The organism is Streptomyces sp. NPDC050560 (assembly GCF_044457285.1).
In the GTDB taxonomy this organism is placed as follows: domain Bacteria; phylum Actinomycetota; class Actinomycetes; order Streptomycetales; family Streptomycetaceae; genus Streptomyces.
Genome location: NZ_JBITGT010000001.1, coordinates 13,921 through 39,090, shown reverse-complemented (window position 1 = coordinate 39,090; position 25,170 = coordinate 13,921). Strand labels below are relative to the sequence as shown.

Here is a 25,170-nt window from a genome sequence, read left to right as displayed (position 1 = left end):
CCAGCACGGCACCACTCAGGAAACGGCACCACATGAGCACAACCCCCGCACCGCCCAGCGCCCCCGGCACCCCGGGGCCGCACCCCCTGCCGCCGCCTGGCGGCCCCGACCCGAACCGCCGAAGGCCCGCACCCGGCAGCGGACGGGACCGCGCCCAGGGCGCGCTGGTCGGGCTCGCCGTCGGGGACGCCCTCGGCGCGCCCGCGGAGAACATGAAGCCGTCACAGATCCGCGGGCGCTGGGGCCGTATCGAGGACTTCGTCAGCGAGACGCCCGCGGGCACCGACGACACCGAGTACGCGATCCTCTCCGGGCTGCTGCTCGCCCGGCACGGCTCCGCCCTCACCGCCTCCGACGTCGAGGCGGCCTGGCACCGGTGGATCGCGGACCGCGACGAGGGGCCCTTCCGCGGCGCCGGGTTCAGCGAGCGCGGCACCCTGGAGAACCTGCGCCGCGGCCTCGCCTCCCCGATCACCGCACAGCACCGGCACGCCTGGAGCGACGGTCTCGCCATGCGCGCGGCCCCGTTCGGGGTGTACGCGGCCGGGCGCCCGGCCGAGGCGGCCAGGCTCGTCGCCATCGACGGCACCGTCAGCCACGAGAGCGAGGGCATCTACGGCGGCCAGGCCGTCGCCGCAGGGGTGGCCGCCGCCATGACCGGCGGCGACTGCGCCGCCATGATCACCGCCGCGCTCTCCGTGCTGCCCGAGGACTCCTGGACCGCCCGCTCCCTCAGGCGCGCGGTCACCGTCGCGCGCGGGGTGAGGCTCGACCCGGTGCTCACCCCGCTCGACCGGGAGCGGGCGCTGCGCTCCGCCGTCGTCATCGGCGGCTACCCCTGGACTGACTTGGCGCCCGAGGCCGTCGGGCTCGCCTTCGGCGCGTTCGCGCTGGCCGACGGCGACTTCACCGGCGCGGTGCTCGGCGCCGTCAACATGGGCAGGGACGCCGACACCACCGCCGCGGTCGCCGGGGCGCTCGCCGGGACCCTCCGCGGCTTCTGCGGCATCCCCGAGCGCTGGTCGTCCGCGATCGGCCCGGTCGCGGGCAGTTGCCTGCCCGCCATGGCCGGCTACCACGTCCGCGACATCGCCGACCTGCTCTCGCCCGCCGACCCGGCCACCCGCAGGGCGGCGTCATGACCCCCACCGCCGTCCCAGGCCCCCGCGACGGCCGCCGGCCCGCCCCGCAGGGCGGGCCCACCGCCCGCACCACCGCCGCACCCACCGACACCACCCCACCCGAACCCGCCCCGCCCGCCGGGGCCGCCGCGGACGCCATCGAGGGCATGCTCCTCGGGCTCGCCGCCGGTGACGCCGCGGGCTGGCCCGCCGCCCGGCACAGGGCGGCCAGGATGCCGGAGTGGACCCGCAGGCTGACCAGGGAACTCGACACCTTCGCCGAGCAGAACGCCACCACCACCCTGCCGGTGCCCATCGCGCTCAACCAGGCCCCTGAACCGCTGCTGCTCGGGCCCTCGGACGACACCGAGTGGGCCGCGTTCACCGCCGAGGCGGTGCTGTCCGCGCGCGGCGGGCCGCACAGCGACCTCAGCAGGGACCGCAGGGTGCGCGCCGCCGTCGACCTCGCCTGGATGTCGCTCGCCGCCGAGATCTCCTCGGCCGCCGCGCGCGCCCTCGAAGTCGAGTCCGCCGTGATACCGCTGCGCGCCCGTATCTCCGTGCGCGCCGGGCTCGGCAACCTCGCCACCGGCCTTCGGCCCCCCGCCACCGGCCACGACAACCCGCACTTCTTCGACGACGCGGCCTGCGTACGCGCCTGTGTGCTGGCCGTGGTGCACCCGGGGGACCCGGCCGCCGCCGCGTCACTCGCCGAGTACGACGCCCGCTACACCCAGGACGAGGACGGGGTGCACGGCGCCCGCGCCATGGCCGCCGCCGTGTCCCTCGCCCTCACCGGCGCCCCCGTCGGCGACTGCGTGGCCGCCGCGCTGCGCGAACTGCCCCCAGGCTCCGAGATCTACCGCAACGCGGGCCAGGCCCTCACGCTCGCCCGCGCCGCGGGGCGGCCCGCGCCGGGACGCGCCTTCGGGCTCGTACCGCTGCTTGAACACCAGATCGTCGACCACGTCTACAGCTACGGCGTCGCCGCCGCCGAGACCGTGCCGGTGGCGCTCGCCCTGGTGCTCGCCTCCGACGGCGCCGTCGGCGAGGCCGTGCCCGCCGCGGCCTGCCTCTCCCGGGTCGCCGACTCGGCGCCCGCGCTCGCCGGTGCGCTCGCCGGGGCCGTACGGGGCGCGGGCGCCCTCGACACCGCCTGGCGGGACGCCTGCCGCACCCTCGCGGGATGCGCCCTGCCCCGCCTCGCGGGCACCGACCTGGTGGACCTCGCCGCGCGGCTCGCCGCGGGCGACGCGCCCGCCGCACCGGGCCCCGGGGACCACGGCACGGCCCCCGCCATCACCGTCACGGAAGGATCGGGAAGCAATGACACCCACGCTTGAGGACCGGGCCACCGGATGCCTGGTCGGCGCCGCCGTCGGCGACGCGCTCGGCGGCCCGGTCGAGGGCTGGACCCCGGAGCAGATCACCGAGCGGCACGGCGGCCGGGTCCGCGGCATCGTCGGCCCCTTCCACGAGGACTGGCGCACCGCGCGCCCCATCGCCCCGTACCACAAGGGCGACGGGCACGTCACCGACGACACCCTCATGACGCACGCGCTGGTACGGGTCTACGCGAAGGTCCGCGACCACCTCGACGCCTACAGCGTCGCCGACCACCTGGTGCCCGACCTGATCGGCACCCCCCGCTGGATTCCCGAACTTGAGGCGGAGGCGCTGCCGTTGCAGCGGATCTTCCTCGCCGAGAAGTGGATCGTCGCCCGCCTCCACTACGGGCACGCCGACCCCAGGGAGGCCGGCTCGGGCAACATCGTCAATTGCGGGGCCGCGATGTACATGGCGCCGGTCGGCGTCGTCAACGCGGGAAACCCCGCCGCCGCCTACGCGGAGGCGCTCGACGTGGCCGCGCCCCACCAGTCCTCCTACGGGCGGGAGGCCGCGGGGGTGTTCGCCGCCGCGGTCGCCGCCGCTTTCGCCCCGGGCGCCACCGCCGAGTCCGTGGTGGAGACGGTGCTCGGCCTCGCCAAGGACGGCACCCGCGCCGCCGTCGCCGCCGTGTGCGAGCGGGCCCGCGGCCTCGACGACTGGGAGGCGGCGCTCGCGCCGCTGCGGGAGGCCGTCGAGCCCTTCGACACCGTCGGCCCCCGCTACCGCGAGCCGTCGCTCGGCGCCCGCAGGCCCTCGCGGCTGCACGCCATCGAGGAACTGCCCGTCGCGCTCGGGATGCTGCTCGTCGCGGGCGGCGGGTACGAGGGCGCCGTCCTCGGCTCCGTCAACTACGGCCGCGACTGCGACTCCATCGCCACCATGAGCGGCGCCATCGCGGGGGCGCTCGGCGGCAGCGCGGCGGTGCCCGCCGAGTGGAGCAAGAGGGTGGCAGCCGCGAGCCGCCTCGACCTCGGCGCCCCCGCCGCCGAACTCGCCGCCGTGGCACGGGAGGTGTTCGCCCTCGACACCGGCCGCCGCCGCGCCCACGAGGCCGCGTTCGCCGCCCTGGGGGAGCCCAGGTGACCGCGTCCCCCGCGCCGCTTCGCCTGACCTGGGTGCAGCCGGAGGACCTGGTGGGCCACGAGCTGGCGCAGGCCGCGCTCGACGGCCGCGACGTCCGGGCGATCGAGGAGCGCTGGCGGGCCGCGGGCGGCCACCCCGCGCCCGAGCGCGCCGGTGCCTCCCCCGGGCCCACCCCGCCGGGGCTCCGCGCGCTCGCCGTCCGCCTCCTCGACGAACTCGCCGCCCTCGCGGACCCCTGGGCCGCGCGCGAACCCACCGCACTCGCCGACCTGCGCGCCGCCACCCCGCAGCCGCCCGCCGCCACCACACCACCGCCGGACGGCGCCGCGTTCACCGCGCGCCTCGAAGCGGGCTGGCTCGGCAGGGCCGTGGGGTGCCTGCTCGGCAAACCGGTCGAGAAGCTGCCGCTCGACGGCATCAGGCAGCTCGCCGCCGCCACCGGCAACTGGCCGCTCAGCGGCTACTTCACCGAGCGCGGCCTCGCCCCCGCACTCGCCGCCCGGTACCCCTGGAACCGGCGCAGCCGCCCCACCTCGCTCGCCGAGAACATCGACGGCATGCCCGAGGACGACGACCTCAACTACCCGCTCCTCGGGCTGCTGCTGCTCGAAGCGCACGGGCACTCCTTCACCACCGCCGACGTGGCCGGGCTCTGGCTCGCAGAGCTGCCCGCGGGCCGCACCTTCACCGCGGAACGGGTCGCGTACCGCAACCTCCTCGACGGTGTCGAGCCGCCCGCCACCGCCACCCACCACAACCCCTTCAGACACTGGATCGGCGCCCTCATCCGCGCCGACATCCACGGCTGGACCCACCCGGGCGACCCGGCCGCCGCCGCCGGGGCGGCCTGGCGCGACGCGGTCCTCACCCACACCGGGTGCGGGGTGCACGGCGCCCTGTTCGCCGCCGCGCTCACCGCGCGCGCCGCGGGCGGCGGCGCCGACGTGCACACCTGCCTCGCGGACGCGCTGCGCGTGGTGCCGCCCGAGTCGCGGCTCGCCGCCGCCGTACGCCACGGCATCGCCCTCGCCGAGGCGGAACCCACCGGCACCGCGGCCGGGTTCGCCACCGTCGTCGACCGGCTCCACGCGGCCCACGGCCACCACCACTGGGTGCACGTGCTGCCGAACGTGGCGCTGCTCGCCGCCGCACTCACCCACGCCGACGGCGACTTCGAGGGCGCCGTCTGCCGTGTGGTGTCCGGCGGCTGGGACACCGACTCCAACGGGGCCACCGCCGGGTCCGTCACCGGGCTGCTCGCGGGCGCCCCGGACGCGCTGCCCGCCGCCTGGACGGCGCCGCTGAAGAACCGCCTCGCCACCACCGTCGGCGGTCTCGACGGCATCGGCTTCGACGCCCTCGCCCGCCGCACCGCCGCCGTCGCCGTGACCGCAAGCAAGGAGAGCACGCCATGAGCGCACGCCCGACGCCCCGTCAGGACCCGTCAGGGCGCCCCCGGATCGTGGTCCTCGGCAGCGCCAACATGGACCTGGTGGCGTACGCGAAGGTGGCGCCCGCGCTCGGCGAGACCGTCACAGGGGAGTCGTTTCGCACCGTCGCCGGGGGCAAGGGCGCCAACCAGGCCGTCGCGGCGGCCCGCGCGGGCGGCGCCGTCACCATGGCGGGCGCCGTCGGCGACGACGCCTTCGGCGCCCGGCTGCGCGCCGTGCTCGCCGAAGCGGGCGTCGACACGGGCCGGTTGCGCACCACCGGTACCCCCACGGGCACCGCGCACATCGTCGTCGACGGCGAGGGCCGTAACGCCATCGTGGTGGTGCCGGGCGCCAACGGCACCGTGACCGGGCTCGCCGAGGGCGACGAGGCCGCCATCGCGGCGGCCGGGACGCTGCTGCTCCAGCTCGAAGTGCCGCTCGCCGGGGTGCTCGCGGGCGCGCGCGCCGCCCGCGAGCACGGGGTGCGCACCGTGCTCACCCCGGCGCCCGCCCAGCCGCTGCCCGACGAACTCCTCGCCCGCGTCGACCTGTTGGTGCCCAACGAGCACGAGGCCGCGGCGCTCGCCGGTGTCGAAGACCCGCGGGCCGCCGCCCGCGCCCTGCTCGACCTCGTACCCGAGGTGGTGGTGACCATGGGCGCCCGGGGCTCGCTGTACCTGGGGCGCGGTCTCGAACCGCTCGTGGTTCCGGCGCGCCCGGCGCGCGCCAAGGACACCACCGCCGCGGGCGACACCTTCGTCGGCGCCCTCGCGGTCGCCCTCGGCGAGGGCCGCCCGATGCCGGACGCGCTGGCCTGGGCCACGGCCGCCGCCGCGCTCTCGGTGGAGCGCGAGGGCGCCTCGTCGTCGATGCCGGGACGCGCCGCCATCGACGAGCGCGCCGGAGCGCCCCTGCACACCGCCGCCCCGCCGCCCACGCCCTGACCCCGCAGCCCGTACCCACCCGCACCCCGCCCCACCGCGACGAGCCGACGCCCGACGAAGCCGAGGTAGCACCATGCACCGACCGCCTCCCACCGGGGCCACACCGCCCCCCGCCGCACCCGCGGTGCCCCGCCCGCGCACCGCACCCGACCTGGGCGCAGGCCCCCTCACCGGGCTGCGCGTCCTCGACCTGGCCACCCTGTTCGCGGGCCCGAGCGCCGCCACCCTGCTCGGCGACTTCGGCGCCGACGTCATCAAGGTCGAGCACCCGCGCAAGCCCGACCCGTCCCGCGGCCACGGCCCCAGCAAGGACGGCGTCGGCCTCTGGTGGAAGCACCTCGGCCGCAACAAGCGCACCATCACCCTCGACCTGTCCACGCCGGGCGGCGCCGACGTGCTGCTCAGGCTCGCCGCCACCGCCGACGTCGTCGTGGAGAACTTCAGGCCGGGCACCCTGGAGCGGTGGGGTCTCGGCTGGCCCGAGCTGTCCGCCGCCAACCCCCGCCTCGTCCTCGCCAGGGTCACCGCCTTCGGCCAGTTCGGCCCCTACGCCGCGCGCCCCGGCTTCGGCACCCTCGCCGAGGCCATGAGCGGCTTCGCCGCGGCCACCGGGGAGCCCGGCGGGCCCCCGACGCTGCCGCCGTTCGGGCTCGCCGACTCCATCGCCGCGCTCGCCACCGCCTACGCCGTGATGGCCGCCCTCACCGGGCGCGACCGCACCGGCGCGGGCCAGGTGGTGGACATGGCGATCATCGAGCCCATGCTCGCCGTCCTCGGCCCCCAGCTCATCTGGTACGACCAACTCGGCTACGTCCAGCCCCGTATGGGCAACCGCTCCACCAACAACGCCCCGCGCAACACCTACCGCACCGCCGACGGCGCCTGGCTCGCGGTGTCCTCCTCGGCGCAGTCGGTCGCGGAGCGGGTGATGCGCCTGGTGGGGCGGCCGGAGCTGGTCGGGGAGCCGTGGTTCGCCACCGGCACCGGGCGCGCCGCGCACGCCGACGAGATCGACGCGGCGGTCGGCGCCTGGATCGCCGCCCACGACCGCGCCGAGGTCGTCGCCGCCTTCGAGGAGGCCGAGGCCGCCGTCGCGCCCGTCTACGACGTGCGCGACATCCTCGACGACCCGCAGTACGCGGCGCTCGGCACCGTCGCCGAGGTCGACGACGGCGAACTCGGCCCGATGCGGATGCAGAACGTGCTCTTCAGGCTCTCCGGCACCCCGGGGCAGATCCGCTGGCCGGGACGCCCGCACGGCGCCGACACCACCGCCGTCCTCACCGAACTCGGCCTCGACGAGACGGAGATCGCCGAGCTGCGCGCGAAGGGGGCGCTGTGACCACCCCCGCCGCCACCCCGCGCCCCCGCCGCGCCCCGCACGACGGGCCCCCGCGCGCCGACACCGTCCTCACCTGGCTCTACGCCCCGGGCGACCGGCCCGACGTGGTCGCCAAGGCGCTGCGCTCCGGCGCCGACGTGGTGCTGGTCGACCTGGAGGACGCGGTGGCGCCCGAGCGCAAGGAGTACGCGCGCGCCGCCACCGCAGAACTGCTCGCCGACGGACCGCCGGGACCCTCGGGGGTCGCGGTGCACGTGCGGGTCAACGTGCTGCACGGGCGGCTGTGCTCGGCCGACCTCGCGGCCCTCGCCGCCCTCCCCGGGCTCGACGGGCTGCGGCTGCCGAAGGTCGGCTCCGCCGCCGACGTGGCGGCGGTCGCCGCGGTCGTACGGGCGCTGCGGGAGCCCGCGGCCCCGGCCCCCGGGCTCTATCCGCTGCTGGAGTCGGCCCTCGGCCTTGAGCACGCGTTCGCCATCGCCACCGCCGACCGCGGTGTGCGCGGTCTCGCGCTCGGCGAGGCCGACCTCAGGGCCGACCTCGGGGTGGGGCCCGACGACGGTGCCATGGCCTGGCCGAGGTCGCGGGCGGTGGTCGCGGCCAGGGCGGCCGGGCTCGCACCGCCCGCGCAGTCCGTCTACCCGGACGTACGCGACCTCGACGGGCTCGCCGCCTCCTGTCTGCACGGCCGCGGCCTCGGCTTCCTCGGCAGGACCGCGATCCACCCCCGGCAGCTCCCGGTCATCGCCCGCGCCTATCTCCCCACCCCCCGCGAGATCGACGCCGCCCGCGAGACCGTCGCCGCCGCGCGTGCCGCCCCCGGCGCGCTCGCCCTGCCCGACGGCCGCTTCGTCGATCCCGCGGTGGTGGCGGGCGCGGAACGGGTGCTGGCGCTGGCGGCGCGCGGGGAGGCGTACCGGTAGCCGCGGGCGCCTCCGGTACTTTTAACAAGTAACTTCAACAGTTTCCTTGTGTAGTGCGCTACGGTGGACGCATGTCCGAATCCCCCTCCGCGGACCCGGCTGCGCCACCGTCCCCCGGCGGCCGCGACTCGGCCGCCGCGGCCCGCAGGCTCAGCCTGGCGATCACCCGGCTCCGCTCCCGGCTCCGCGAGGAGACCGGGCAGTACGAGACCGGTCTGACGCTCTCCCAGCTCGGCGTGATCCAGAGCGTGGTGCACGAGGGCCCGGTCACCGCCGCCCGGCTCGCCAGGCTCCAGCACGTCACCCAGCAGTCCATCGCCCAGCACGTCGCCCCCCTCGTCGCCGCCGGCTACCTGCGCAAGGAGTCCGACCCCGAGGACGGCAGGAAGTCGCTGATCACGGTGACGGACGAGGGCCGCACCCTGTTCACGTCGCTGGTCTCCTCCCGGGAGTCCTTCCTGGCCCGCGCCATCGACAGGCTTGTACCGCCCGAGGACACCGCGGCGCTCGACCGGGCCATCGCCCTGCTTGAGGAGTTCGCCCGGGTGGACCTCAGGGGTGCGGGCGGCGGCGACACGTGAGGGACACCGCGCGCCCCGACGGCCGCGGCGCCTTCGGCCCCCGCTTCACCACCCCGCTCTACGTGGGTACCGCGCTCAACCCCGTCAACAGCTCCCTCATCGCCACCGCCCTCGTGCCCATCGCCCACGACCTGCACGTCTCCGTCGGCGCCACCAGCGTCCTGGTGTCCGGCCTCTATCTGGCGAGCGCCGTCGCCCAGCCCACCGCGGGCAAGCTCGCCGAGGTGTTCGGACCCCGCAGGGTCTTCGTCACCGGCATCCTGCTGGTGCTGCTCGGCGGGCTCGTCGGCGGCTTCGGGCGCTCGCTCGCGATGCTCACCGCGGCCCGGGTGCTGATAGGCGTCGGCACCTCCGCCGGGTTCCCCTCCGCGATGGTGCTGATCCGCCGCCGCGCCGCCGACGCCGGGATGGGCGCACCGCCGGGCGGGGTGCTCGGCGGACTCGCCGTCGCCGGGATGGCCGTGGCCGCCGTGGGGCCCCCGGTCGGCGGCCTGCTCGTCGGGGCGCTCGGCTGGCACTGGGCCTTCCTCGTCAACATCCCCGTCACCCTGCCCGCGCTCGCCATGGCGCTGCGCTGGGTGCCGCCCGACCCGCCCGCGGACCGGCTCGCCCCCCGCGCCCTCGCCGCCCGAGTCGACATCGGCGGGATCGCCGCCTTCGGGGGCGCCATGGCCGCCCTGCTGGTTTTCGTCATGGCGCTGCCCCGCCTCGACTGGGCCGCGCTCGCCGTCACCGCCGCCGCGGGCTGCGCCCTGGTCCGGTGGGAGCTGCGCGCCGCCACCCCCTTCCTCGACCTGCGCGGACTGCGCGCCAACGGGCCGCTCGCCCGCACCTACGCCCGCTCGGGGCTCACCCTGCTCGGCAGCTACTCCGTGCTGTACGGCGTGACCCAGTGGATGGAGGGCGGCCGGGGCATGTCCTCCCAGGAGGCGGGGCTCCTGCTGCTGCCGATGGGGGTGCTCTCCGCGGTGCTCTCCCGCCCGCTGTCGCGCCGCAACCTGGTACGGGGACCGCTCATCGGCTGCGGGCTCGCGATGCTGGCCGGCTCGCTCGGCATCCTGACCCTCACCTCGCACGGCCCGCTGCTGCCGGTCGTGCTGGTGACGCTGGTCTTCGGCGTCGCCCTCGCGACCACCGCCGTCGGCAACCAGACCGCCCTCTACACCCAGGCGCCCCCCGAGCAGATCGGCACCGCCTCGGGCCTCTTCCGCACCTTCGGCTATGTCGGGTCCATCGCGTCCGCCAGCGTCACCGGCATCGTCTTCCGGCACGGCGCCACCGACGGCGGACTCCACGTCCTCGGCACCGTACTGACCGCGGCCGCGGTCCTCGTCCTCGCGATGACCGTGTTCGACCGCCGGCTCAAGACCCCCGGACGGCAGCAGCGCCGCCCGGCCACCCACGGCAAGGAGCAGCACCTCGTGACCACCACCCCCGCCCTCGACCCCGCGCACACCGCCCTGCTCGTCATGGACTTCCAGCCCGCCATCCTCGGGATGATGAGCGAGGCGGTGGACACCGACGCCCTGCTCGGGCGCGTCGAGGGCGCCATCGCCGACGTGCGCGCGCACGGCGGCACCGTCGCCTACGTGCGCGTCGCCTTCACCGAGGACGACTGGGCCGCCGTGCCCGCCGCCAACAGCAACTTCGCCGCGGTCGCCGCGAACCGCATGATGCACCACGAGGAGCCCGCCACCGCCGTCCACGAGCGGATCGCCCCGCACGAAGGCGACATCGTGGTCCGCAAGGTCCGCTTCGGCGGCATGTCCACCACCGACCTCGACGCCAGGCTCCGCGAGCGCGGCATCACCACACTCGTCGTCTCCGGCGTCTCCACCAGCGGCGTCGTGCTCTCCACCGTGATCGACGCCGCCGACCGCGACTACGAGGTGTACGTGCTCGCCGACGGTGTCGCCGACCCGGACGCCGAGGCCCACACCACCCTGGTGGAACGGGTGCTGCCGTCCCGCGCCCGGGTCATCGACACCGCCGGGCTGCACGGCATGCTCGAAGCGGTCTGACCCGCCCGGCGGGCCGGGACACGGGGCACAAAGTGGACCGAACGGTTCACCCGGCGGTAGCCTCGGCCCCGTGCCCCGGCCGCCGTACGCCCGCCCGGGAGCGGGAAGGGCCCGGCGAACGGCCCGCGCGATACGGGAACGGCGCGGCGGGGGCACCGTAGGGCACTGAGGGCGCCGGGAGGCGCCGACGGGCGCGGAGGGACGGCATGCGGAAGCTCACGCCGAAGGGCGAAGCCACCCGGCAGCGCATCGTGGCAGGCGCGGCGCTGCTGATGCGCGAGCGCGGCCCGGCGAACGTCTGCCTCGACGACATCAGGGCCACCACCGCCACCAGCAAGAGCCAGCTCTTCCACTACTTCCCCGGCGGCAAGTCCGACCTGCTGCTCGCCGTGGCACGCTACGAGGCCGAGCGGGTGCTCGCGGAGCAGCAGCCCGAGCTGGGCGACCTCACGGACTGGCGGAAGTGGGAGGCGTGGCGCGAGCGGGTGGTCGAGGGGTACGCGGCCCACCCCGGCGAGTGCCCGCTGACCGCCCTCACCGCCCAACTCGGCCTGGCCGACCCCGCGTTGCGCGAGATCGTCGACGACCTCTACTGCCGCTGGCAGGGGTACCTGGCCGCCGGGATCGAGGCGCTGAAGGCGGACGGTGCCGCGGACCCCGCCGCCGACCCCCGCGCCGCCGCCGTCGACATCCTCACCGTCATCGCGGGCGGCGCCACCCTGCTGCACGCCACGGGCCGCATCGACTTCCTTGAGGTCGGCCTGCGCCGCTCCCTCGACACCCTCCGCCACGGCGCCGACCGCGCCGGGGCGGAGGCCGCGTAGCCGACCGTCCCCCCCCCGCACCCTCCGTCCGCGCGGCGCCCCCACCACGCCCTCATCCGGCCGCCGCGGGCGCGAACCGCTGCCGGTACGCCGTCGGGGTGATGCCCGTCTCGCGGCGCATCAGCCGGCGCAGGTTCGCGGCGGTGCCGAGACCGCTGTGCCGCGCCACCACTTCGAGCCGTGACTCGCCGCGCTCCAGCAACCGGCAGGCCAGAGCGAGCCGTTCGGCCGTCAGCCAGGCCCAGGGCGTGGTGCCGAGCTGGGCGCGGAAGCGGCGGTGCAGCGTCGCCTGGCTGACCGAGGCGCGCACCGCGAGGTCGGCCACCGCGAGCGGGGTGCCGAGCCGTTCGCGCGCCCAGCCGAGCACCGGCGCCAGCGACTCGTCGAGCGGTTCCGGCAGCGGGCGCTCCACGAACTGCCGCTGCCCGCCGTCCCGGTGCGCGGCGAAGACCAGCCGCCTGCCCACCGCGCCCGCCACCTCGGCGCCGTGGTCGCGGCGCACCACGTAGAGCCCGAGGTCGAGCGCGGCGGCGCTGCCCGCGGCCGTCAGGATGTCCCCGTCGTCCACGAACAGCACGTCGGGTTCCAGCCGCACGGCGGGGAAGCGGGCCCGGAAGGAGTCGGCCCACTGCCAGTGCGCGGTGGCCCTGCGCCCGTCGAGCACGCCCGCCTCGGCGAGCGTGAAGGCGCCGCTACAGAAGCCGATCAGCCGCGCCCCGCGCGCGTGCGCGGCGCGCACGGCGTCGAGCACCGCGGGGCGTCTTGGCACCTCGACATCGGGGCGGTTGGGCACGATCAGGGTGTCCGCCGTCCCGGCGGCGTCGAGGTCCCTGACCCCGGTGAGCGTGAAGAAGCCGTCCCGCATCAGGGTGCGGGGCTCGGGCGAGCAGAGGACGAAGTCATACAGCTCGCGGCCCAGTTCCGGCCTGCGCAGGCCGAAGATCTCGGTGGCGCAGCCGAGTTCGAAGGGGTTCGAGTTCTCGTCCACGACGACCACCACACGGTGTGGCCCCCGGCCGCCCGGCCCTTGCGAGGATTCTTTCACCATGTGCGATTTCTAGCACTCGCGGGGCCCGGCGCCCCGCGCGACGATGGCCCCATGAGCGAAGAACCCCTCTCCCTCGACAGTGCCCTGGCCTCCTTCGACGCCCTGTGGAGCCCCCGTATCGTCACCCGCGTCAACGACTACGACGTACGCGTCGCCAAGGTCGAGGGCGACCACGTCTGGCACGTCCACGACGACACCGACGAGTTCTTCCTCGTCCTCGAAGGGGAACTCCACATCTCCCTGCGGGAGCCCGCGGGGGAGCGCACGGTGCTGCTCCCCCGGGGCTCGGTCTTCACCGTCCCGCGCGGCACCGAGCACAAGCCGTACGCGCCGTCCCGCACCGCGATCCTCGTCCTGGAGCCCACCGGCACCTCGTCGGTGGGCGACCGCCACGACGCCCTCCCGGACCACGTCGACGCCACGACCGGCCACACCCTGGGCGACACCTGAGCGGGACGGGCGTGCCGTCTCCCGTCACACCTCCGCCTCGTCGCGGGACGCCGACGGTCACTTCCCGGTCCTGATGCTCCGCCCCGTCGCCGAAGGCGGCGCGGAAGGGGCCGCCTCGTCATGCCCTGGGGTCGGGCGGCGGCAGTGGCCCGCCGTCGTGGCGGGGCCTCGGGTCCGCGATGCGGAGTACCGTTCTGAGTGTCGAGTTCGCAACGGAGGGCCCCGGTATGCCTGACAGCACCGACATCGGCGTACGTGTGCGTGAGGTACGGAAGCGTCGCGGCCTGACCCAGCGGGAGTTGGCCACCGCCGCCGGGGTGTCCCTGTCCACGATCCGCGTCCTTGAGCAGGGGGCCGCCGGGGAGACGCGGATGGAGACAGCGCGTGCGCTCGCGTCGGCGCTCCGCATACCCACCTCCGCGCTGCTGCACCGGGACCCGCCCGGGGACCAACCGCCGACAGACCGGTGGGCCGAGGTGCGGGCCGCGGTGATGGCGCCGCCCGCACCGGTGTACGTGGGTGATGACGCCCCCACCGTGGCGGGCGTGCGGGCCGCCGTGCGGGACGCCGAACCGCTGTTCTCCGGCGACAGGTTCGCCGAGCTGGCCCGGGTGCTGCCGCCACTGCTCCGTGACATTGACGTCATCGACCCCGCGGACCGAGGCGCCCGGGCGGTTCGCGGGCGGCTGCTCCAACTGACCGGCTGGCTGCTCACGCAGACCCGGCAGTTCGAGGCCGCAGAGCACGCCCTGACGCAGGCCCTCGGGGTGGCGACCGATCGTCTTGACGGGGCCGCGACGGTGACGACGCTGTGCTGGCTCCTGCTCCGTACGGGCCGCCTCGCCGAGGCGCGCGCCCTTGCGGCGGAGTGGGCCGACGAGGTCGAGCCCCGCATGTCCCGGGCGACCGCCGACGAACTGGCTTCCTGGGGCTGGCTGTTGCTCAGGCTGTCGGCAGCGGACATGCGGGACGCCCGCCCCGAAGAGGCGCAGGACGCGCTACGACTCGCAAACTCCGCGGCCGTCGCGCTCGGGCGCGAGCACACGCCGAGCGGCGACTTCTTGCGTACCTTCGGGCCGACCACGGTACGCCTCAAGCGGATCGAGGGAGCGGCGGTTGCCGGGCGCCCCGACCGGGTGCTTCAACTCGCCAAGGACGTGCCGGTCGCAGGGATGCGCCGCACGTCCAACAACCGCAACCGGCACCTGCTCGACGTGGCGGACGCCCGCGTGCGACTGCGCCAGTACGGGGAGGCGGTGGACGTGCTGGAGGATGTCCGGATGTCGTCGCCTGAGTGGCTGCCTCAACAGCGGTATGCGCGGGACATCGTGGGCCGGGTGGTGACCAAGCGCCGGACGCTGACGCCAGAGATGCGACGGCTCGCCGACGCGACGGGCGTACCGCTCTGACCTTCGACGCGCCCGCTGCGCTGGTACTTCTGACGGGGCGCCCGCCAGATCACCATTGAGGGGGTACCGGCCCCTCCCTACGGTCCTTCTATGGCCGACATCACACAGAGCGACAACTCCGATACCAAGCCCGGGAAACCTGCGGCCCGGGGCGCCGCAACGGCTGTCTGGCTGGCGTCCGCGCATCCGCGGCCCGCCGAGGTGTACGAGGCGTGGTCGCATCCGTACGGTGTGGCCGCCCTGCCGTGTAACGGGCCGTTCACCGCGGTGCGTCTGCCCGAGAATGTCGTGCGTGGCGCCGTCGACTGTGACGACCTGTCCACGGTTCACGCTCGCCTCGCCGACGCGCTGCACGGGCCGGTTGTCCATGACCCGCAGCATCAGCGTTACTACGCCCTCGTTCCGGCCGGTGCGGTGAGGGGGTGGCGGGTGCCCGGGGTGGAGTGCCTCGGGTCCGAGTACTACCTCGGTACGCCCAACCCCGCCGCCATCCGCCCGTCAGGCGTGAACGGCTATTGGGCGGTGCCGATGGACGGCCCCGGGCATCTGTGTGACCCGGTGGCGGTGGAGGAGTTGGCGAGGTTGGGGCGGGAGCGGGTGGCTGCCGGGGCGGTGCGCTGGTGCGACTGGCACCACGGCTACGCCCATGGCACGGAACTGGTCAGCATCATCGAGCAGATGAGCGGACCCGGCGCCGGTCTCTACGCCTGCGCCGACTGCCGCCACAAGCACGGCCTGACAGCGCCGTCCGAAGGGGGTGTGTGAGGTGCCGGGGGATGACGGCCGCTCAGCGGCGGCCGACTGGCTTGCCTCCGCGCACCCCCGCCCCGCCGAAGCACACCGGGCATGGAAGCAGCCGGGCGGCCTGGCCCCACTGCCCTGCGGGGTGCTGTTCACCGCCGTACGCCTGCCCGCACTGCTCGTCCACGCCGCCACCAGAACCAACGACCCCGATACCCTCCGCACATGGCTCAGCGAACGTCTGGGCGGTCCGGTGATCCACGACCCGTCGCGTGCCCGCTACTACCCCCTCGTGCCCACGGACACCGTCAAGTCCTGGCGCCACACGGTCGCGTACATCCGGTGCCTGGAACCCGAGCAGCACCTCAACATGCCAGCCCCCACCGCCATCCAGCCCTCCGCACAGACCCCGTACTGGACCGTGCCCCCGACGGAGCCACACAAGCTGTGCGACCCGGAAGCGGTGAAGGACCTGACCCGGCACGGTCAGCGGCAGGCGGCAGTAAACGGCGCGGGATGGTGTCACTGGCATGCGGGCTACGCCCCCGGCACCCGGCTCGTGACGGTCACCGGGACGTCGAGTCTGGACGCCGGTGGACGCTGGGCCTGCCCACCATGCCGCAGAACCCACCGCCTCCAACCCTTCTACGAACAACGGCGGAACTAATCCGCCCCCGGCGCCTGCGCGCCAGGAGTGCCACCTGACGCGGTCGCGGGCCAGGAGTGGCGCGGCCCGGTGACGCTGCGCGACGTGGCCGCGCTCGCCTGGGTCTCACCGCGCACCGTCTCCAGAGTGGTCAACGCCCCCTCGAACTCGTGGACCGCTGGGACGACCCTGCGGCGGCGGGGGAGCGGGTGCGGCTGCTGCAACTGCTCGCGGTGTGGCAGATGCGCGCCGAGGACCCGCTGCCCGTGGTCCCCGGCGGCTACCGGCAGAAGACCGACCCCAGGAACCACCTGGCCCCGTACGCCCGCGGCAGGGCCCCGCGGGGGTGACGAACGGGCCCCGGGCGCCGGGGACTTGGCGCCCGGGGGCGGGTCGGGGGCCGCGGCTCAGCCGGCCGGGGCGAGCACCGTGCGGCGCGCGCCGAGCGCGGCCGAGAAGCGGTCGGTGAGGTCCGCGAGGGCCTTCGCCGGGGCTTGAGCCACCTCCAGGGTGCCGTCGGCGGCGGTGGAGAGGTCGCTGTCCAGCGTGAACCAGCCGGGCAGGATGTGCGCGGCGCCCATCGAGCTGAGCACCGGCCTGGGGAGTGTCTTCAAAAGAGCGTCGTCCGCCTGGAGGGCGGGGTCGGGGTGGTCCGGTGCGTGCGGTCGCAAGGCGGAGGAGGGAGTCGACGTGGCGCGTCGGCGACTGACGACAACGCCGCGAGCGTGCGTGCCGGGCCGCCCCGATCAGACGGGCTTTTGAAGACACGACCTAGGCGCGTAGTCGATGGCGAGGATGTGCGCGGTGCTGCCGCCGGTGGCGAGCGGCAGCACCGTCTTGTCGGCCAGCGCGTACTGCGGCAGCAGGTCGAGCAGCGACTTGAGCAGCCCCGAGTAGGCGGCCTTGTACACCGGTGTGCCGACCACCACCCCGTCGGCCGCGGCGAACCGCCGCGCCGCCGAGACGATCGCCGGATGGTCGAAGTCGGCGCCGAGCAGCGCCTGCGCGGGCAGCGCGCGCACGTCGAGCACGCTCACCTCATGGCCCAGGCCGCGCAGCCGGTCGTCGAGGTGGCGCAGCAGCCGCGCGGTGCGGGAGGTGGCGGAGGGGCTTCCGGAGACGGACAGGATGGCGGCCATGTCAGGACCTTCCGAAGACGGGTGCGGCGGAGTGCGTACGGGGGCGCCGGGGGGTCACCAGGCGCTCGACTCCACCCTGACCGCGGGCACCAGGCCGCCGCGGAGGGCTTCGAGGAAGCCGACGACCTCGGCGGCCACCGACCGGTGCTGAAGGTCGTTCAGCACATCGTGGTGGGCCTCGGGCACCACCGAGAGCCGGGCCCTGGCAAGGGACTTGGCGGTGTCGGCGAGCGCGTCGCGGTCGGCCAGCGGGTCGGCGCCGCCGACCAGCAGCAGCGTCGGTACCACGAGCCGCGCCCCGTACGCGGCCGCGAGCAGCGCCCCGTCCACCGGCTCCGCCAGCGCGCCGCGCCGTACCCGCGCGTCGTCGCTGAGGGCGCCGCGGTGGGTCGGGCAGGAGGTGCGCACGTCCAACTCCTCCTCCCAGGTGCCACCGGGCGCGGCGCGCCGCCCGGGGAGCCCGGCGAGGACGGCGGCATCGGCGCGCGGCCCCGGCGCGGCGCCGTCGAGGAGGGCGGCGAGCGCCGCGGCCCCGGTGTCGGCGCCCACCAGCACCACGGGGCGCGCCACGCCGTCCTGGCCCGCGGTGCCCGCGACGGCGGCGTCGACGTCGGCGCCGAGCCGCGCGGCCCACGCCGCGCCCGGGCCCGCCGTGCCCGTGGCGGGGGCGTCGAGCACCCGCACCCGGTAGGCGTCGGCGGCCAGCCTGCGGCCGAAGCGGGCGTACGTCGCCCGGGTCTCGCCGCGGCCCGGCACCACCACGACGGTGCCGCGGGTGCGCAGCCCGGTGGGGGCGTGGTGGTCGGTGTACTCGCTCATGTCAGGCTCCTGCGGGTTCGTCGTCGGCCGGGCGCACCGGGGCGGCGTCCCGCGCGGCGGCCGCCCCGGCGCTCACGCGGCGCGGGTGTGGCGGTTGGCGGGGACGGGCAGGCCGAGGTTGCCGCGCAGGGTGTCGGAGGCGTACTCGGTGCGGAACAGGCCGCGCTTCTGGAGCAGCGGCACCACCCCGTCCACGAACAGGTCCAGCTCCTCGGTGGTGCGGAAGGCGAGGTTGATGCCGTCGAAGGCGCCCGCAGCGAACCACTCCTCGATCGCATCCGCGACCGTCTCAGGCGCCCCGACAAACGGCGACCTGCGGAACGTGCCCATGGAGTCCACGACCTGACGCAGCGTCAAGTCCTGTTCCCTGGCCCGGTCGATGATCTTCGCGGCGCCGGTCCTGCCGCCCCGCTCGGCGAGGTGCGCCACGTCGGGGAAGGGCGCGTCGAGGTCGTGGACGGAGAAGTCGTGGGCGCCGAAGGAGCGTCCGAGAAGCGCCAGGTTGCGGTCGAAGTCGTTGTCCTCGTCGAAGATCTCCCGCTCCCTGCGGCGCGCCGCCACGTCGGTCGCCGCGACCACCGGGGCGCCGTGGACGAACACCTTGATGTGGTCGGGGTCGCGGCCGTACGCCGCGGTGCGCCGCTTGATGTCCGCGTAGTACTCGCGCGCCTGATCGAGCGGGCCGCCCGGCGCGTAGATGCCCTCCGCGACCCGGGCCGCGAGGTCGCGCCCCTCCTCCGACACCCCCGCCTGGAAGATCACCGGCTGGCCCTGCGGGGAGCGGGAGATGTTCAGCGGCCCCGCCACCCTGAAGTGCTCGCCGACATGGTCGAGCGCGTGCAGTTTCGCCGGGTCGAGGAAGACCCCGCGGGCCACGTCCGCGGGGAACGCGTCGTCCTCGTACGAGTCCCACAGCCCCCGCGCCACCTCCACGAACTCCAGGGCGCGCCCGTAGCGGGTGCCGTAGTCGAGGTGGTCGTCGAGGCCGAAGTTGCGTGCCACGCCGCTGTCGAAGCTGGTGACCACGTTCCACCCGGCGCGCCCGCCGCTGATGTGGTCGAGCGAGGCGAGCCTGCGGGCCAGGTTGAACGGCGAGTTGTAGGTGCTGCTCGCCGTGCCCACGAGGCCGACGTGCCGGGTGTGGGTGGCGACCGCCGACAGCAGGGTCAGCGGTTCGAGGCGGTTGAGGTAGTGCGCCGGGTAGGTGGCGTTGATGAACTGGCTGTCCACGATGAACAGCGCGTCGAACAGGGCGTGTTCTGCGGCCTTCGCCTGGTGGATGTAGTAGTCGATGTCGATGCTGGCGTCCTTCGCGACGCGCGGGTCCTTCCACAGCCCGTGCTGGCCGGGGCCGCCGACACCGTACGGGTGCAGTGCGAGGTGGATTCTGCGGGACATGGGCGGTGCCTCCTGGGGTGCTTCGCGGTGGGTCGCGGCCGGGGTCAGGTGTGCAGCAGGGCGCGCAGGGCCTCGCGTTCCGCGCGGTCGGCGGGGCCCGAGCGCAGGGTGGGCGCGGAGCTGACGAGCAGCCGGGTATAGGGGTGTCGCGGGCGGTTCACGATGTCGCGGGCGGCGGCGTCCTCGACGAGCGCGCCACGGTAGAGCACCGCGACCCGGTCGGCGGTGCCCGCGACCGAGCCGAGGTCGTGCGAGATGAACACGAGCGCGGTGCCCGCGGCGCGCAACTCCCGCAGCAGCTCCAGGATGTGGACGCGGTTGGCCGAGTCGAGGGCGCTGACCGGCTCGTCCAGGATGACGAGCGCGGGGTCGGCGATCAGCGCCCTGGCCACCGCGACGCGCTGGCGCTGGCCCCCGGAGACCGCGCCGGGCGGCCGGTCGAGCAGCCGCGCGGGCAGCCCGACCCGGTCGAGCAGCGCCGTCGCACGCTCCCTGGCCGCCTCCCGCGCCACGCCCCGTACCAGCAGCGGTTCTGCCAGCGAGTCGGCGAGGGTGTGGTCGGGGTCGAGGCTGCGCAGCGGGTCCTGGAAGACGTACTGGACGGTGCCGCGGCGGCGCAGCGCGCGCCACTGCCGGGCGCCGTACCCGGTGACGTCCTCGCCCGCGATCCGCACCGCGCCCCCGCAGGGTTTGACGAGGCCGAGCACGGTGCGTGCGAGCGTGGACTTGCCGGAGCCCGTCTCGCCGACGAGGCCCACGGTCTCGCCAGGCGCGACGTCGAGCGACACCCCGGCGAGCACGGTGCGCCGCCTGCGGCCGCGCCCGTAGCGCACCCGCAGCTCCTCGACGGACAGCACGGGCCGCCCGGCCGCGTCGGCCTGTGCGGCGCCGGTACGGGCGCCGGGGGCGGTGGTCGGGTCGCCGGTCACGGGGTCTCCTCTGCGGTGCGGAACCTCTCCAGGCCGTAGCGCTCGTGCTCGGCGATCAGGAGGCGGGTGTACGCGTGGCGCGGGTGGCGCAGCACGGTGCGGGTGGGGCCCTGCTCGACCACCTCGCCGTGCCTGAGGACCACGACCTCGTCGCAGAGCTGGGCGACGACGGCGAGGTCGTGGGAGACGACGACGAGCGCGAGCCCGGTGCGTTCGCGCAGCTCCGTCAGCAGGTCGAGGATCTCTGCCTGCACGGTGACGTCGAGGGCGGTGGTGGCCTCGTCGGCGATGACCACGCGCGGCTCCGCGGAGATCGCGGCGGCGATCAGCACCCGTTGCAGCATCCCGCCGGACAGCTCGAACGGGTACTGCCCGTAGACCAGTTCGGGGTCGGCGAGCCGCACCGAGTCCAGCAGCTCCACCGCCCTCCTGCGCGCCGCGCGCCTGCCGAGGCCCTGCTTGACCCTGACCACCTCGGCGATCTGCGTGCCCACCCGCAGCGCGGGGTTGAGGTAGGACGCCGGGTCCTGGAAGACGGCGCTGATGGTGGCGCCGCGCAGCGCGGTCCACTGGCGCGCGGTCAGTGTCGCGATGTCGGTGCCCGCGAGGGTCACGGAGCCCGCCGACACCTCGATGCCGGGCGGCAGGATGCCGAGCGCGGCACGGCAGGTGAGGGTCTTGCCGCTGCCCGACTCGCCGACGATGCCGACGGCGCGCCCCGGGCGCAGTGCGAAGCCGACCCCGCGCACGATCTCCCGCCCCGTGCCCCGGTCGGTGAGGTGGACGCCGCGCAGTGCGAGCACCGGCTCGGGGGCCGCGTCGGCGGCGGGTGCCGTCGCGGGCACGGTGTGGTGGGACGGCGCGCTCATCGGGCACCTCCGGCGGCGGCCCGCTTGCCCGCGGGGGCGCGGCCGGTGTGACCCGAGACGTCGCGTACGGCGTCGGCGAGCAGGTTGCCCGCCCACACGGTGACCATGATCAGCAGTGCGGGGGCGAGCGGTGCCCACGGCTGGTGGCTGAGGTAGCCGAGGTCGGAGGCGAGCAGCCCGCCCCAGGTGGGCGCGGGCGGCTGCACCCCGATACCGAGGAACGTCAGGCTCGCCACGATGACGAAGCCGGTGCCGATGGTCTGCGCGAACGCCACCGCGACCGGTGGCAGCACCTTCGCCCACACATGCCGGCGTACCACCCAGCCGACCGAGGCACCGGCCACGAGGGCGGCCTCCACGTAGGGCGAGCGGGCCACCGCGAGCGTCGCGGCCCGCGACACCCGGTAGAAGAGCGGGGACACCAGCACCCCCGTGACCAGCATGGCCTGGGTGATGCCGTTGCCGAGCAGCGCGATCACGGCCACCGCGAACAGCAGGAAGGGCAGCGCCACCAGGGTGTCGGCGAGCCGCAGGGTGACCCACTCGAAGGCCCGCCCCAGATACACCGACAGAATGCCGGGCACCGCGCCCACCACCAGTGCGGTGACGGCGACTTCGAGGGCGCCGAGCACGCTGACCCGGGAGCCGTCGAGGAGCCGGCTGAACACGTCGCGGCCCAGGTAGTCGGTGCCGAGCCAGTGCTCGCCCGAGGCGGCGGCGAGGGTGTCGCGGCTGTTCGCGAGCGGGTCCTGCGGGGCCAGCCAGGGCCCAAGAAGCGCCAGCAGCGCGACCACGACGAGAATACCCACGGCGACACGTCCCGAGGTCAGCCCGAGCAGACGGCGGACCATGTTCACACCCCCCGCTGAGAGGCCGGTGCCAGCCGCGCCAGCACCAGGTTGACGACCAGGTTGAAGGCGACGACCAGCGCGATCGACACCACGAGCACCCCCTGCACCGCGGGCACGTCCCCGGCCTGCGCCGAGTCGTTGGCGAACCGCCCGAAGCCCTGCAACCCGAAGATCCACTCGGTGACGACGGAGGCGCCCACCAGCGCGGGGAACTTCAGCCCGAGCGTGGCGAGCGCGGTGCCCAGCCCGCCGGGCAGCACATGGCGGAAGAAGATCCGCCGGGGGCCGAGGCCCCGCACCACCGCGCCGGTCACATAGTTCTCGCGGTACGCCGCGACGAGGCTGCCGCGCAGTTGCCGCGCCACGTCGGCCACGACGTCGAGGCTCAGCGCGAGCGCGGGCAGGGTGATGTGCGCGAGCCACGGGCCCGGGCCGCCCTGCGCCAGGGGTGTGTAGCCCGCCGAGGGGAAGAGACCGAGTCCGACCGCGAACACCGACACCAGCACGATGCCGACGACGAACGCGGGCATCACCGAGATCACGGTGACGAAGGCGGTCACGGCCCGGTCGAGCGGGGAGGCCGGGCGCAGCGCCGCGACGGTCCCGAGGCCGAATCCGGCGACGACCCCGATGAGCAGCGCGAACGTGGCGACCGAGAGGCTGACTCCGAGACCGAGGCCGATGAGCTGGGAGATGTCGGCGCCGTTGACCCAGCTCGCGCCCAACTGCCCGTGCAGCACGCCGGTGAACCAGTCCCAGTACTGCGCCAGGAAGGGTTTGTCGAGCCCCCACTGCGCCTCGACCCGGTGGATGGCCGCGGGGGTGGCGTCCTCGCCCAACTGGATGCGCGCCGGGCTCAGTCCGCTCAGCGACCGCAGCGCGAACGTCACGAAGGTCGCGACCAGGAAGACCGGGACGAAGATGGCCACCGATCGGGCGAGGGTGGCCAGGACACGCCCCAGCGTGTGCCGGGCCCTGGCCGCGGCACCGCCCCGGCGCCGCGCGGGCGCGACGGGAAGCGCGGTCGTCGTCATGGGTTCCCCTCTCTGTGTGCGTGGTCTCTGGTGGTGGGTGTGGGGTGGGTGTGTGAGGCGGTGTGTGAGGCGGTGTGTGGGGGCGCGGCGGTGTGTCACGAGTGGGCTGTGTGGCCGAACCGCCGCTGTCTCAGCCGCCGTTGACGGTCACGCCCGTCCAGTCGATGTGGGCGGGGTTCTTCGGCAGGCTGGAGACCGACGTGCTCTTCGCCGTCAGGTTCGGCGAGGAGAAGGTGAACACCAGCGCCCTGCTCTTCAGCCCCGCGCGGGTGGCGGCGCGCAGCACCGTGGGGTAGTCGGGCGCGTCGAGCGGGGTCCTGCGCACCTTGGCGACGGCGGCCTCGAAGCCGTCCGGCTCGTAGGGGGAGCTGAGGTTGAGCGGGCCGTCGGGACCGAAGTGCGCGGTGAGGGTCTGGAGCGCGGAGTCGCGCCCCGTGGTGGAGTACAGCGAGAAGGCGAGGTCCTTCGCGAAGAACGGGGTGGCCCAGTTCTTGTCGATCTTGATGGTGACCTTGATGCCGACCTTCGCCAGTTGGGACCTGACGATCTCGGCCGCGGGGTCCTCGGCGGGGATGACCAGGTCGAGCTTGAGCGCCCCAGGACGGTAGCCGGCCCTGGCGAGCAGCTTCCTGGACTCCGCGGGGTCGTACGGGTAGGCGTCCTCGGACTCCGGGTCGTACGCCACGTAGCCCTTGGGGAAGGGCTGGTCGGTGGCGCTGCCGTAGCCGAAGGTGAGCTTGTCCACGAACTCCTTCCGGTCGACGGCGTGGCGGACCGCGTCGACGACCCGGTCGTCCTTGAACGGGGCCTTGTTGACGTTGAGGCTGATGTTGGAGGCGTTGAACCCGGGCTGCACGAAGACGTCGAGCCCGGCCTTCTTCGCGGCGTCGGCCTGGCTCGGCTCGATGTCGGCGAAGTTGTAGACCCCGGTCTGAAGTCCGGAGACGACGGTGGAGGCGTCGGGGGCGGAGGTCAGCTCCACGTCGTCGATGTGGATGTTCTTCGCGTCCCAGTAGGCGGGGTTCTTCTTCAGCACGGCCTTGGTGCCGGGCACGAGCTGCCGGACGACGAACGGGCCCGCGCCGACGGGCGCACGGTCCAGCTTCGCGGGGTCCTTCGCGGCCTTGGGCGAGGCGATCTGGAGGACCCGCTCGCCGAGCAACTGCGGTATCTGGTAGTCGACCTGGGTGAGGTGGACGACGGCGTCGAGGCCCCTGGCGTCCACCGACCTGATGGAGGTGAGGTCGCCGAAGAGTGCGGAGTTCTTCTGCTTCTTGGCCCGTTCCACGGCGGCCCGCACGGCGCGCGCGTCGACGGGCTCGCCGTCGCTGAACTTCAGCCCGGGGCGCAGGTGGAAGGTGATGGTGTCGCCCTTCGCGTTGTACTCCCAGCTCCTCGCGAGGTCGGGCACCGCGTCGCCCTTCTCGTCGGTGCGGGTCAACGACGCGTAGACCATGGAGAGTTCGCGGAACTGGGCGCCGCTGCCGCCGACCACGGGGTCCCAGTGGGCGGGGAAGTAGGAGGAGGCCCACTTCAGGGTCGCGCCTCCTGCCGACGCGGTGCCGTCGCCGCCGCACGCGCTCAGGGCGGGGGCGAGCAGGGCGACGAAGGCGGTGGCGAGGACGGCGGCCCTGCGGGTCCGGGGGACGTCCGGCCTGGCGCGGCGGAGCGTGACTCGTGCGGACATCTCATCTCTCTCTGTGACGGGGCACACCGGGGTGGGGGCGCGTACCGGGCGCGGGGGAGTGCGGCGGGAGGCGGGCGGACGCCCTCGGGACAGGGCGGGGCGCGTGCCGGGAGAGCCGGGCGGCGGCGGCCGGCTGAGGGCGGAGGAGTGGCCAACGGTCCCTGGAAAAGGGCGTGTTGGAGGGGAGGTGGCTCGGTGGTATCCGGACGTGGCGTCGAGCGGAGGGCGTCGGCGGGGGTGCGCCGGGGCGTGCGGGGGCACGGCCGGGCGGGGTGGCGAGGAGCGCGCGGGGGAACGCGGGGCGCGTTCAGGGAAGCGGCGTACGGCCGGGCGGCGTCAGCGCGGCGCCCGTGGGCCGGGGGCGGCGATCAGCGACAGAGGGCGCTACAGGTGCGCCGCAGGTCCACATAGCGGCACACCACACCGGGGTGTGTCGTGAGCATGGAGCACATCTTTGCCGCGGCCCTCCGCGACTGTCAATGGACACCACTT

At 75.0% G+C, this 25,170-nt stretch carries 24 protein-coding genes and 1 pseudogene; 15 read left to right on the top strand and 10 right to left on the bottom strand.

Annotation, left to right across the window (positions count from 1 at the left end; all coding sequences use genetic code 11):
• Positions 1 to 32: 32 nt before the first annotated feature.
• The 10 genes from ACIBIW_RS00195 (at position 33) to ACIBIW_RS00150 (ending at position 11,658) form a co-directional block, all read left to right on the top strand.
• Complete coding sequence (locus ACIBIW_RS00195) at positions 33 to 1,142, top strand: ADP-ribosylglycohydrolase family protein (RefSeq protein ID WP_399330214.1); 1,110 nt, start codon at positions 33 to 35, stop codon at positions 1,140 to 1,142.
• Positions 1,139 to 2,464 carry an ADP-ribosylglycohydrolase family protein gene (locus ACIBIW_RS00190; protein WP_399330212.1) on the top strand — a complete coding sequence of 442 codons (1,326 nt, stop codon included), beginning with the start codon at positions 1,139 to 1,141 and terminating at the stop codon, positions 2,462 to 2,464. The genes ACIBIW_RS00195 and ACIBIW_RS00190 overlap by 4 nt, the downstream gene beginning before the upstream one ends.
• A complete protein-coding gene (locus ACIBIW_RS00185) occupies positions 2,448 to 3,593 on the top strand; it encodes an ADP-ribosylglycohydrolase family protein (protein WP_399330210.1) in 1,146 nt (381 codons plus the stop codon). The genes ACIBIW_RS00190 and ACIBIW_RS00185 overlap by 17 nt, the downstream gene beginning before the upstream one ends.
• Positions 3,590 to 5,008 carry an ADP-ribosylglycohydrolase family protein gene (locus ACIBIW_RS00180; RefSeq protein ID WP_399330208.1) on the top strand — a complete coding sequence of 473 codons (1,419 nt, stop codon included), beginning with the start codon at positions 3,590 to 3,592 and terminating at the stop codon, positions 5,006 to 5,008. The genes ACIBIW_RS00185 and ACIBIW_RS00180 overlap by 4 nt, the downstream gene beginning before the upstream one ends.
• On the top strand, positions 5,005 to 5,970 hold the full coding sequence (locus tag ACIBIW_RS00175; RefSeq protein WP_399330206.1) for a ribokinase: 966 nt from the start codon (positions 5,005 to 5,007) through the stop codon (positions 5,968 to 5,970). The genes ACIBIW_RS00180 and ACIBIW_RS00175 overlap by 4 nt, the downstream gene beginning before the upstream one ends.
• 73 nt (positions 5,971 to 6,043) lie before the next feature.
• A complete protein-coding gene (locus tag ACIBIW_RS00170) occupies positions 6,044 to 7,312 on the top strand; it encodes a CaiB/BaiF CoA transferase family protein (protein WP_399330204.1) in 1,269 nt (422 codons plus the stop codon).
• Positions 7,309 to 8,232, top strand: a complete 924-nt coding sequence (locus ACIBIW_RS00165) for an HpcH/HpaI aldolase/citrate lyase family protein (RefSeq protein WP_399330202.1) — start codon at positions 7,309 to 7,311, stop codon at positions 8,230 to 8,232. Before ACIBIW_RS00170 ends, ACIBIW_RS00165 begins: the two co-directional genes overlap by 4 nt.
• A 71-nt stretch (positions 8,233 to 8,303) precedes the next feature.
• A complete protein-coding gene (locus tag ACIBIW_RS00160; protein WP_399330200.1) occupies positions 8,304 to 8,813 on the top strand; it encodes a MarR family winged helix-turn-helix transcriptional regulator in 510 nt (169 codons plus the stop codon).
• Positions 8,810 to 10,834, top strand: a complete 2,025-nt coding sequence (locus ACIBIW_RS00155) for an MFS transporter (protein ID WP_399330198.1) — start codon at positions 8,810 to 8,812, stop codon at positions 10,832 to 10,834. The genes ACIBIW_RS00160 and ACIBIW_RS00155 overlap by 4 nt, the downstream gene beginning before the upstream one ends.
• 206 nt (positions 10,835 to 11,040) lie before the next feature.
• Entirely contained in the window at positions 11,041 to 11,658 is a 618-nt protein-coding gene (locus ACIBIW_RS00150) for a TetR/AcrR family transcriptional regulator (protein WP_399330196.1), read from the top strand.
• 52 nt (positions 11,659 to 11,710) lie between these two features.
• Here the strand turns inward: ACIBIW_RS00150 and ACIBIW_RS00145 are convergent, their stop codons facing one another.
• Positions 11,711 to 12,706 carry a GlxA family transcriptional regulator gene (locus ACIBIW_RS00145; protein ID WP_399330194.1) on the bottom strand — a complete coding sequence of 332 codons (996 nt, stop codon included), beginning with the start codon at positions 12,704 to 12,706 and terminating at the stop codon, positions 11,711 to 11,713.
• Between the two features lie 51 nt (positions 12,707 to 12,757).
• Between ACIBIW_RS00145 and ACIBIW_RS00140 the strand changes: the two genes are divergently transcribed.
• The 5 genes from ACIBIW_RS00140 to ACIBIW_RS00120 all read left to right on the top strand — a co-directional run bounded on the left by ACIBIW_RS00140 (position 12,758) and on the right by ACIBIW_RS00120 (position 16,302).
• Entirely contained in the window at positions 12,758 to 13,156 is a 399-nt protein-coding gene (locus tag ACIBIW_RS00140) for a cupin domain-containing protein (protein ID WP_399330192.1), read from the top strand.
• 227 nt (positions 13,157 to 13,383) lie between these two features.
• On the top strand, positions 13,384 to 14,565 hold the full coding sequence (locus tag ACIBIW_RS00135) for a helix-turn-helix domain-containing protein (RefSeq protein WP_399330190.1): 1,182 nt from the start codon (positions 13,384 to 13,386) through the stop codon (positions 14,563 to 14,565).
• Positions 14,566 to 14,655: 90 nt separating this feature from the next.
• The gene (locus ACIBIW_RS00130; protein WP_399330188.1) at positions 14,656 to 15,330 is read left to right on the top strand and encodes a hypothetical protein; all 675 of its coding nucleotides are present in this window, start codon (positions 14,656 to 14,658) and stop codon (positions 15,328 to 15,330) included.
• Between the two features lies 1 nt (position 15,331).
• Positions 15,332 to 15,973, top strand: coding sequence for a hypothetical protein (locus ACIBIW_RS00125; protein ID WP_399330186.1), 642 nt, complete (start codon positions 15,332 to 15,334; stop codon positions 15,971 to 15,973).
• Positions 15,974 to 16,122: 149 nt separating this feature from the next.
• Positions 16,123 to 16,302: a hypothetical protein gene (locus ACIBIW_RS00120; RefSeq protein WP_399330184.1), complete on the top strand. Its 180-nt coding sequence runs from the start codon at positions 16,123 to 16,125 to the stop codon at positions 16,300 to 16,302.
• Positions 16,303 to 16,359: 57 nt separating this feature from the next.
• Here ACIBIW_RS00120 and ACIBIW_RS00115 read toward each other — a convergent pair.
• From ACIBIW_RS00115 to ACIBIW_RS00075, 9 genes and pseudogenes are all read right to left on the bottom strand, one after another.
• Positions 16,360 to 16,554: pseudogene (locus ACIBIW_RS00115) on the bottom strand (FMN reductase (NADPH)); the annotation flags it as partial.
• Between the two features lie 144 nt (positions 16,555 to 16,698).
• Positions 16,699 to 17,091, bottom strand: coding sequence for an NADPH-dependent FMN reductase (gene ssuE / locus ACIBIW_RS00110; RefSeq protein ID WP_399330182.1), 393 nt, complete (start codon positions 17,089 to 17,091; stop codon positions 16,699 to 16,701).
• A gap of 54 nt (positions 17,092 to 17,145) precedes the next feature.
• Positions 17,146 to 17,910, bottom strand: a complete 765-nt coding sequence (locus ACIBIW_RS00105; RefSeq protein WP_399330180.1) for an alpha/beta hydrolase — start codon at positions 17,908 to 17,910, stop codon at positions 17,146 to 17,148.
• 72 nt (positions 17,911 to 17,982) lie between these two features.
• A complete protein-coding gene (locus tag ACIBIW_RS00100; RefSeq protein WP_399330178.1) occupies positions 17,983 to 19,308 on the bottom strand; it encodes an LLM class flavin-dependent oxidoreductase in 1,326 nt (441 codons plus the stop codon).
• Between the two features lie 44 nt (positions 19,309 to 19,352).
• Positions 19,353 to 20,237: an ABC transporter ATP-binding protein gene (locus tag ACIBIW_RS00095; RefSeq protein WP_399330176.1), complete on the bottom strand. Its 885-nt coding sequence runs from the start codon at positions 20,235 to 20,237 to the stop codon at positions 19,353 to 19,355.
• Complete coding sequence (locus ACIBIW_RS00090) at positions 20,234 to 21,106, bottom strand: ABC transporter ATP-binding protein (protein WP_399330174.1); 873 nt, start codon at positions 21,104 to 21,106, stop codon at positions 20,234 to 20,236. Before ACIBIW_RS00090 ends, ACIBIW_RS00095 begins: the two co-directional genes overlap by 4 nt.
• Positions 21,103 to 21,957, bottom strand: coding sequence for an ABC transporter permease (locus tag ACIBIW_RS00085; RefSeq protein WP_399330172.1), 855 nt, complete (start codon positions 21,955 to 21,957; stop codon positions 21,103 to 21,105). Before ACIBIW_RS00085 ends, ACIBIW_RS00090 begins: the two co-directional genes overlap by 4 nt.
• A 2-nt stretch (positions 21,958 to 21,959) precedes the next feature.
• On the bottom strand, positions 21,960 to 22,991 hold the full coding sequence (locus ACIBIW_RS00080) for an ABC transporter permease (RefSeq protein WP_399330170.1): 1,032 nt from the start codon (positions 22,989 to 22,991) through the stop codon (positions 21,960 to 21,962).
• A gap of 130 nt (positions 22,992 to 23,121) precedes the next feature.
• Positions 23,122 to 24,678 (bottom strand): ABC transporter substrate-binding protein, encoded by a 1,557-nt coding sequence (locus tag ACIBIW_RS00075; RefSeq protein ID WP_399330168.1) that lies wholly within the window; start codon positions 24,676 to 24,678, stop codon positions 23,122 to 23,124.
• Positions 24,679 to 25,170 lie beyond the last annotated feature (492 nt).

What these genes read in the sequence shown, in the direction of transcription:
- ACIBIW_RS00185 (WP_399330210.1), top strand. Translation starts at nt 2,448, where the DNA reads ATGACACCCACGCTTGAGGACCGGGCCACCGGATGCCTGGTCGGCGCC.
- ACIBIW_RS00090 (WP_399330174.1), bottom strand. Translation starts at nt 21,106, where the DNA reads ATGAGCGCGCCGTCCCACCACACCGTGCCCGCGACGGCACCCGCCGCC.
- ACIBIW_RS00130 (WP_399330188.1), top strand. Translation starts at nt 14,656, where the DNA reads ATGGCCGACATCACACAGAGCGACAACTCCGATACCAAGCCCGGGAAA.
- ACIBIW_RS00085 (WP_399330172.1), bottom strand. Translation starts at nt 21,957, where the DNA reads ATGGTCCGCCGTCTGCTCGGGCTGACCTCGGGACGTGTCGCCGTGGGT.
- ACIBIW_RS00075 (WP_399330168.1), bottom strand. Translation starts at nt 24,678, where the DNA reads ATGTCCGCACGAGTCACGCTCCGCCGCGCCAGGCCGGACGTCCCCCGG.
- ACIBIW_RS00190 (WP_399330212.1), top strand. Translation starts at nt 1,139, where the DNA reads ATGACCCCCACCGCCGTCCCAGGCCCCCGCGACGGCCGCCGGCCCGCC.
- ACIBIW_RS00195 (WP_399330214.1), top strand. Translation starts at nt 33, where the DNA reads ATGAGCACAACCCCCGCACCGCCCAGCGCCCCCGGCACCCCGGGGCCG.
- ACIBIW_RS00140 (WP_399330192.1), top strand. Translation starts at nt 12,758, where the DNA reads ATGAGCGAAGAACCCCTCTCCCTCGACAGTGCCCTGGCCTCCTTCGAC.
- ACIBIW_RS00160 (WP_399330200.1), top strand. Translation starts at nt 8,304, where the DNA reads ATGTCCGAATCCCCCTCCGCGGACCCGGCTGCGCCACCGTCCCCCGGC.
- ACIBIW_RS00150 (WP_399330196.1), top strand. Translation starts at nt 11,041, where the DNA reads ATGCGGAAGCTCACGCCGAAGGGCGAAGCCACCCGGCAGCGCATCGTG.
- ACIBIW_RS00100 (WP_399330178.1), bottom strand. Translation starts at nt 19,308, where the DNA reads ATGTCCCGCAGAATCCACCTCGCACTGCACCCGTACGGTGTCGGCGGC.
- ACIBIW_RS00080 (WP_399330170.1), bottom strand. Translation starts at nt 22,991, where the DNA reads ATGACGACGACCGCGCTTCCCGTCGCGCCCGCGCGGCGCCGGGGCGGT.
- ACIBIW_RS00175 (WP_399330206.1), top strand. Translation starts at nt 5,005, where the DNA reads ATGAGCGCACGCCCGACGCCCCGTCAGGACCCGTCAGGGCGCCCCCGG.
- ACIBIW_RS00135 (WP_399330190.1), top strand. Translation starts at nt 13,384, where the DNA reads ATGCCTGACAGCACCGACATCGGCGTACGTGTGCGTGAGGTACGGAAG.
- ssuE (WP_399330182.1), bottom strand. Translation starts at nt 17,091, where the DNA reads ATGGCCGCCATCCTGTCCGTCTCCGGAAGCCCCTCCGCCACCTCCCGC.
- ACIBIW_RS00170 (WP_399330204.1), top strand. Translation starts at nt 6,044, where the DNA reads ATGCACCGACCGCCTCCCACCGGGGCCACACCGCCCCCCGCCGCACCC.
- ACIBIW_RS00105 (WP_399330180.1), bottom strand. Translation starts at nt 17,910, where the DNA reads ATGAGCGAGTACACCGACCACCACGCCCCCACCGGGCTGCGCACCCGC.
- ACIBIW_RS00145 (WP_399330194.1), bottom strand. Translation starts at nt 12,706, where the DNA reads ATGGTGAAAGAATCCTCGCAAGGGCCGGGCGGCCGGGGGCCACACCGT.